8 protein-coding genes are annotated in these 6,982 nt (G+C 61.2%); 7 read left to right on the top strand and 1 reads right to left on the bottom strand.

Annotation, left to right across the window (positions count from 1 at the left end):
• Positions 1 to 170: 170 nt before the first annotated feature.
• Entirely contained in the window at positions 171 to 299 is a 129-nt protein-coding gene (locus AAC126_RS21130) for a hypothetical protein (RefSeq protein ID WP_339857262.1), read from the bottom strand.
• A gap of 175 nt (positions 300 to 474) precedes the next feature.
• Between AAC126_RS21130 and AAC126_RS21125 the strand changes: the two genes are divergently transcribed.
• The 7 genes from AAC126_RS21125 to AAC126_RS21095 all read left to right on the top strand — a co-directional run.
• Complete coding sequence (locus AAC126_RS21125; RefSeq protein WP_339857260.1) at positions 475 to 1,176, top strand: hypothetical protein; 702 nt, start codon at positions 475 to 477, stop codon at positions 1,174 to 1,176.
• 48 nt (positions 1,177 to 1,224) lie between these two features.
• The gene (locus AAC126_RS21120; RefSeq protein WP_339857258.1) at positions 1,225 to 1,974 is read left to right on the top strand and encodes an SDR family oxidoreductase; all 750 of its coding nucleotides are present in this window, start codon (positions 1,225 to 1,227) and stop codon (positions 1,972 to 1,974) included.
• Between the two features lie 107 nt (positions 1,975 to 2,081).
• Positions 2,082 to 3,206 (top strand): cell division protein ZapE, encoded by a 1,125-nt coding sequence (gene zapE, locus AAC126_RS21115; protein WP_339857256.1) that lies wholly within the window; start codon positions 2,082 to 2,084, stop codon positions 3,204 to 3,206.
• A gap of 94 nt (positions 3,207 to 3,300) precedes the next feature.
• Positions 3,301 to 4,407 carry a hypothetical protein gene (locus AAC126_RS21110; RefSeq protein ID WP_339857254.1) on the top strand — a complete coding sequence of 369 codons (1,107 nt, stop codon included), beginning with the start codon at positions 3,301 to 3,303 and terminating at the stop codon, positions 4,405 to 4,407.
• A gap of 77 nt (positions 4,408 to 4,484) precedes the next feature.
• Complete coding sequence (locus AAC126_RS21105; RefSeq protein WP_339857252.1) at positions 4,485 to 5,528, top strand: hypothetical protein; 1,044 nt, start codon at positions 4,485 to 4,487, stop codon at positions 5,526 to 5,528.
• Between the two features lie 154 nt (positions 5,529 to 5,682).
• Positions 5,683 to 6,636: a malate dehydrogenase gene (mdh, locus tag AAC126_RS21100; protein WP_339857250.1), complete on the top strand. Its 954-nt coding sequence runs from the start codon at positions 5,683 to 5,685 to the stop codon at positions 6,634 to 6,636.
• A 179-nt stretch (positions 6,637 to 6,815) separates the two neighbouring features.
• Positions 6,816 to 6,982, top strand: a 167-nt coding sequence (locus AAC126_RS21095) for an ATP-grasp domain-containing protein (RefSeq protein ID WP_339857264.1), incomplete at its 3' end; no start/stop codon positions are given.

The following is a 6,982-nucleotide window of genomic DNA, read 5'->3' as shown; positions in this document are numbered from 1 at the left end:
GAACCCGGCCAAGGCAATCGGTGAGATCAAGAAGCTGATGGTCCAGCGCATGTAGCGCCTCTGAAAATCACGAACAGGAAAACGGCCGCTGGAAACAGCGGCCGTTTTTTATGATCAACAAGGTAAAATACGGCGCAGGTGTTCCGGGATGGGGGCCTGCGGCTCTGTTTTTACGAGGTCTGTGCTGGTTTGCTCTGTTCCGCCGTCTTGTGCGAGGAAGAGCAGGCCGCAAAAGCAGCCGGCGCGGTAAAGGCAACGACGGCAGCCGCGAGTACGAACAGTCCGATGAGTTTACGCATGAGTGAACCTCCACGGTCAGTTGCAGCGCTACCCTATCGCGATTTCGAACTCCAAACCAGTCGCGATCTTGTGAGCGACTGATGCGGGATGGTGGAAATTCGGCACCCGTGTCATTTTGCCGACGCAATTACAGGCGATATTTCACCATTCTTTCAGTCAAGCCGGAGCCATTTGATGACCCGACTCTTTCTCTCTGCCGCCCTTGCGGTCCTGATGTTGTTCGCCTCTCCTGTGGTGCAGGCGGAAACGGTGCGCGACGATACCGTCACGCTCGATCTCAACCTGGAAAAATGGGTCGAGACCGACTCGGCGACTGTCACTGTCGTCGCCGATCTCGCGGTCAAGGCTGGCGGGTTTGGCGTGGCACGCGCGGCGGTGCAGGCGGATCTGGCGAAAATATCGGACAAAGCTCCCTGGCGCCTTGTCGGATATGATCGTTTGCGGGATGAGGCCGGGTTCGAGCGTTGGCGGATCACGGCGGAAGCCCGTCTGCCGAGCACGGCTCTTGGCGGCATCGGCAGCACTGTCGGCGATCTTGGCGAAGCGGGCCGGAGCTACGCCCTGCTCGGCATTGATTTCACGCCGACTCTGGCGGAGCGCGAGGCAGCCCTGGCCGCGCTTCGCGCGGAAATCTACCAGCGTGCCGCCGACGAGCTGGAACGCCTGAAGGCGGTCTACCCCGATCGCGGTTATCGCGTGGCTGCAATCAATATAGGGCAGGGCGCGACGCCGCGTCCGCAGCCGGCCATGATGTTGCGCTCGGAAGCGGCGCCGAAGTTTGCCGCCGATGCAAGCGGGGGTGGTGACAGCGTGGCCCAGAAAGCCGAATTGCGCGCATCCGTCCGGTTTGCGGCGGAAGTTCGCTCCGGCGACTGAACCGCGCTATGATCCCCCCGGAATCACATGTTCCGGGGGGAACGAAGAATGAGCAGAGGACTTTGCATTATCACCGGTGCCAGTCGCGGCATCGGCGCGGCGACGGCCGTGCGCGCGGCGCGCGACGGCTGGGACATCGCGGTAAATTACGCGGGAAACGAGGCTGCCGCCCGCGCCGTAGCGGCCAAGATTGAAGCCGAAGGACGCAAGGCTGTCATTATTCAGGCCGACACCTCGAAGGAAGCCGACATCATGCGGCTCTTCGACGAGGCTGAGGCGGCCCTCGGCCCGGTGCGCGGGCTGGTCAACAATGCCGGGATCACCGGCAAGATCTCCCAGGTCCGGGACATGTCGGAGGCTGCGATCCTCGAGGTCATGCAGCTCAACGTGATCGGTCTGATGCTCTGCTGCCGCGAGGCGGTGCGCCGGATGTCGAAGAAGGACGGAGGCGCTGGCGGTGCCGTCGTCAATCTCTCCTCTATTGCCTCCCGTCTCGGCTCGCCCAACGAATTCACCCATTACGCCGCCTCCAAGGGAGCTGTGGATGCCTTCACTCTCGGCTTTGCCCGCGAGGTGATTGCCGAGGGCGTGCGGGTCAACGCGGTGGCTCCCGGCATGATCGACACGGACATTCATGCCAGCGCCGGCGCACCGGACCGGGCTGCCCGGCTTGGCCCGACCACGCCGATCGGCCGGTCTGCGGCACCGGAGGAAGTGGCCGAGGCCATTGTCTGGCTGCTCAGCGATGCCGCCGGATATTGCGCGGGCTCCATTCTGGACGTGTCCGGGGGGCGGTGATCTGGCCCCTCACTTGAGGGCTCTGACTTGACGGCGGCAGCGACTTGCGCGACTTCTGTCCGCCGAGGGGAGCGGGCCGCATGGCCCGTCCGACGGGAGAATACGCAGTGAATCAGAAAGGGCCGCTGGCCCGCTACGAAGCCATGATCGAGGATGGCACGGTCAGCCGCGATCCTGCACAGGAGGCTGCGGCCGCGAAACTGCAGTGGCTGCATGACCAGCTGATCGATTACCGGCCGCCGCAAGCCAAGACAGGCTGGACGGCAAAGCTCGGCTTTGCCCGGAGCAAGCCGTCCAATCCGCCGAAGGGGCTTTACATCTACGGCTCGGTCGGGCGCGGCAAATCCATGCTGATGGATCTGTTCTTCGACGGCGCGCAAGTCGAGAAAAAGCGGCGTATCCATTTTCACGAATTCATGCGCGAAGCCCATGACCTGATCCATCAATGGCGCCAGGAGAACAAGGTCTCGAAGACGGCGGAGCCGATCCGCCCGACGGCCCGCAAACTGGCCGATAGCGCCTGGCTGCTCTGTTTCGACGAATTCGAGGTCCGGGACATTGCCGACGCGATGATCGTCTCCCGCCTGTTCTTCGCCATGTTCGAGATGGGCGTGGTCGTGGTCGCGACCTCCAACCGGGCACCGGACGAGCTTTACAAGGACGGTTTGCAGCGTGACCTGTTCCTGCCCTTTATCGGCATTCTGAAGGCGCGCCATGAGGTGTTCCGGCTGGATGACGGGGAAGATTACCGGCTTGGCCGGTTGCGTGGGCAAACCGTCTATCACGTTCCCTGCGGCCCGGAGGCGGAGGCGGCGCTGGACCGGACCTTTGCCGAGCTGACGGACAATGCCGAGGCGATGCCGGACGCGATCAGCCGCAAGGGGCGGGAGATCACGGTGCCTGCTGCCGCGTCGGGTGTTGCGCGGTTCGGCTTCAGGGATCTTTGCGACGTCCCGCTGGCGGCCGCCGATTTCCTTGCGGTTGCGGAACGTTATCATACGGTCATTCTTTCGGACATTCCCATTCTCGGGGCGTCGAACAGGGATCAGGCGCGCCGTTTCATGACCTTGATCGATGCTCTTTATGATCAGGGAGTCCGTCTGATTGCCTCGGCCGAGGCGGAGCCGGAGAAGCTTTATGACGGTGAGGATTGGGGTTTTGAGTTCGACAGGACGATTTCCCGGCTGATGGAAATGCAATCTTCTGATTACTTTGAATCCCGCCGCCGCTGAAATCCGGGAATACCTTATGGTGCAATAACTTGCGGAATAGTCGTAAAAAGATTTAAATTTGAATCTAAATCTTAAGAGTGACTTAAGATAGAGAGTGATACAACTCGCGGAAGGCAGAAGGCCCCGTCAAAGCCATCTCATCCGGGAGTGTGTTATCGCCTACGCCATTGATTTCTCGGCTCAGCGCAAGCCGCTGGTTCCAGACCCCGATCAGGACGCCCTTCATACCCTGCGTTGCGACATCCTTCCGCTGCGCACCAAGGGGCTTAAAAAAGTTCGTCTGATCAAGAATGTCCGCATGGAAACGCGGATCGAACTCTATCGCGAAACGGGTATGGGCAGCGGGCAGGTTGCGATCGATGAGTTGCCGGGCTTCATGACGGCGACGGACGATCTCCTGCTGCACGATATCCCGATGCTGAAAAGTGTCGGCGAGATGGAGAGCTTCGATCCCTATTCCTTGCGCCGCGGTTTGCGCGCGGCCGGAATTGAGATCGAGGATCTTGAGGCCTTTTCGCTGAGCCCGGCGAAAAAGCGCGAGTTGCAGCCGCATATGCAGAACCTGACACAACCGCTGCTGCAGCATGTGTTCGGCGCGAGCAATGTCGAGCTGGCCGACCCGGCGCTGCTCCGTGAACGACTGCTGAATGTCGACAGCGCGGCCGTGCTGTTGCGGATCAAGGGTCTGGCCACAGCCCTGAACACGACGCGTGACGGGCTGCCGGATCTGCTCGAGGATTACGGGGACACCTTCCTCTCGCTCGGCTTTTACAAACAACATCTGGCCGAGATCGGCTCCAGAATCACGTTGCTCCAGATCTGGATAGAGGAAGCCTATCAGGTGCCTCATATCCGCAAGGATCCCATGCTGGGGCCGGCGCTGCACAAGACGGAACGTGTGCTGGGCGCCCTGCTGCAGTCCCTCGAACGCCGTTTCAACAATTTCGAGACCAAAACCAGGATCCGCTGGGAGCGTGTCTCCGTCGGCACGTTCAATCAGGTGCGGGCTTTGATCATGGACCATCAGGCCAGCCTCGCCGCCGTCCTGTGCGGGTTGACGGTGAAGGTGTTCGAGTGGGAATCCCGTTTCCCCGGCGGTGGCGGCAGTTTCGAGCGGCGCGCCGATTTTGTCCTGTCGGATCTGCAGGCGGGGCTTGACCGTCTGACCGGGATCGAACGCGATGCCGCCACTTTTGAATAGGCCTGCAAAAGCGTCCGGCAAACGAGACCGGCGGCGCGGAGCTGTTCCGTCTGTCTCGCCCATTGCCGTGAGACATCATGTCTGAATCGCCGCTCAAGCAAGACAGTGAACGCGTCCTCATTGACCGGGAAGACCGGGACTCGATCAACACGTTTGCCTGTGCGGCGCTTCCCATCCGCAACAGAGGCCTGTCCCGGCTGCGGCTTATCAAGAATGTGCGATTGGAGACCCGGGTCGAGCTGTTTCGCGGCAGCGGGACGGGCAGCGGCCAGTTCGGCATCGACGAGTTGCCGAATTACGTCAACCGGGATGAAGACCTGATCAAGCATGACATCCCCCTGCTGAAAGAGGCGTCCAAGCTGCCGGCGTTTGACTGCTATTCCCTGCGCCGCGCGGTCCGCTCCAGCGGCATCGATGTGGAAGCGACGGAAGTCCTCAGCCTGTCGGAAGAGAAAAAGCGCGAACTCGCCAATCATATGCGCAATCTGACGCGGCCGCTCGTGCGTCACGTTTTCGGCGACGGGGAGATGGATATCACCGACCCGCGCAATCTCCGGGACATCATGCAGATGGCGGACAAGGCGGCGGCCAAACGAAAGCTGGAAGAGCTTTCCGCCGTGCTGGAATCCGATCTGGATACCCTGCCCTCCGTGCTGGAGGATTACGGGGATGCGTTCCTGTCGCTCGGATACTACCGGAGTTATCTCAACCTGATCGTTCCGAGAGTCAAAGAGCAGCATGTCTGGATCGAGGAAACCATAGAACGCGGCTCGTTCCGCAAGGGCGATCCGGCGATCAAGCGCATGAAGCAGGTATCTTCGGCCATTGATCATCTTGTGAAGAGTGTCGTGGAGCGTTTTCGTGAATTCGATCAGCGCACCGTGTTCGATTGGGAAACGCTGACCATCGAGGAGTTCCGGCAGGCGCGCGAGCAGATCCTTGAGCATCAGGCGACACTGGCCGAGATTCTCTGCGGTCTCACGGTCAAGATTTATGAATGGCGCAGCCGTTTTACCAAAAAGAATGTGGGGATCCAGCAGCGTGTTGACTTCGTGCTGTCCGATCTCCAGCCGGGTCTGGATCACCTTCTTAAAGTCGAGAGTTCGGCGCCACGCTTCTGATTGTTCGTCGATAACGCGGGATGTCGCCGGGTGAACCCTTGCGGGGGGGGCGGAATCGCGCTACACCGCGCCTCGGTTTTCCGCCGCCCAGGAGGAGGCCGAAGCCTTAGATGGCGCGGCGGATCTGTCCCGAATCAGAGGAGTGGGGAACAAGATGGCTCGCAACAAAATCGCGCTGGTCGGCGCTGGGAATATCGGCGGCACGCTGGCGCTGCTCGCCGGCCTGAAGGAACTCGGCGACGTGGTGCTCTTCGATATCGTTGAGGGCATCCCCCAGGGTAAGTCTCTCGATATCGCGGAAGCGTCCCCGGTCGAAGGCTTCGACGCCAAGATGCTCGGCGCGAACGACTACAGCGCGCTGGCAGGCTCAGACGTCGTTATCGTCACCGCAGGCATCCCGCGCAAGCCGGGCATGAGCCGCGACGATCTCATCGAAACAAACACCAAGGTCATGAAAGCGGTTGCCGACGGCATCAGCGCGAACTGCCCAGACGCGTTCGTGATCTGCATCACCAACCCGCTCGATGTCATGGTCGGTATCCTGCAGAAGCTCAGCGGTCTTCCGGCCAACAAGGTCGTCGGCATGGCCGGCGTGCTGGACAGCGCCCGCTTCCGCTATTTCCTGGCCGAAGAGTTCAACGTCTCCGTCGAGGACGTCACCGCCTTCGTGCTTGGTGGCCACGGCGATACCATGGTGCCGCTGACCCGCTACTCCACCGTTGCCGGCATCCCGGTTCCGGATCTGATCAAGATGGGCTGGACCACGCAGGAAAAGATCGACCAGATCGTTCAGCGCACCCGCGATGGCGGTGCCGAGATCGTCGGCCTGCTGAAGACCGGCTCCGCTTTCTACGCGCCGGCTTCCTCCGCCATCCAGATGGCCGACTCCTATCTCAAGGACAAGAAGCGTGTGCTGCCGTGCGCGGCGCAGTGCTCCGGCGAATACGGCCTCGACGGTCTGTATGTCGGCGTGCCGTGCGTGATCGGTGCGAACGGTGTCGAGCGCATCGTCGAAATCGAGATGAACGCGGACGAAAAAGCCATGTTCGATCATTCGGTCGGCGCGGTGAAGAGCCTCAACGAAGTTGCGGCGAAACTCGGCCTCTAAGGTCTGAGTGGTGGTATATTGTATACCACCACTTGTTATCAGGTGGTTCGGTGCTACAGTATGACTGCGGCACCGGGCCGCTTCCCGCGTTTGGGGAATAAGCCGGCCGATCAGGCCGGCTGGAGCAACGGCTTCGGCGGTTCTCGCGCCAAAACCGGTGCAAGGGAAATGGGAGAGCCATGAACATTCACGAGTATCAGGCCAAGCAACTCTTGGCCAAATTCGGTGTTGCAGTGCCGCGGGGCGGCGTTGCCTACACCCCGGAGGAGGCCGAGAAGGTCGCCAACGAGCTTGGCGGTCCGGTCTGGGTCGTGAAGTCTCAGATTCATGCCGGTGGCCGAGGCGC

Origin of the sequence: uncultured Nisaea sp. (genome assembly GCF_963974195.1) — a bacterium.
GTDB lineage: Bacteria > Pseudomonadota > Alphaproteobacteria > Thalassobaculales > Thalassobaculaceae > Nisaea.
Note: the sequence above shows the minus strand (reverse complement) of the source record. Positions and strands in the feature narration are given on the sequence as shown.

Bases quoted from the DNA above. Each gene is read 5' to 3' on its own strand.
- AAC126_RS21130 (WP_339857262.1), bottom strand. From the start codon at position 299: ATGCGTAAACTCATCGGACTGTTCGTACTCGCGGCTGCCGTCGTTGCC.
- AAC126_RS21125 (WP_339857260.1), top strand. From the start codon at position 475: ATGACCCGACTCTTTCTCTCTGCCGCCCTTGCGGTCCTGATGTTGTTC.
- AAC126_RS21120 (WP_339857258.1), top strand. From the start codon at position 1,225: ATGAGCAGAGGACTTTGCATTATCACCGGTGCCAGTCGCGGCATCGGC.
- AAC126_RS21105 (WP_339857252.1), top strand. From the start codon at position 4,485: ATGTCTGAATCGCCGCTCAAGCAAGACAGTGAACGCGTCCTCATTGAC.
- mdh (WP_339857250.1), top strand. From the start codon at position 5,683: ATGGCTCGCAACAAAATCGCGCTGGTCGGCGCTGGGAATATCGGCGGC.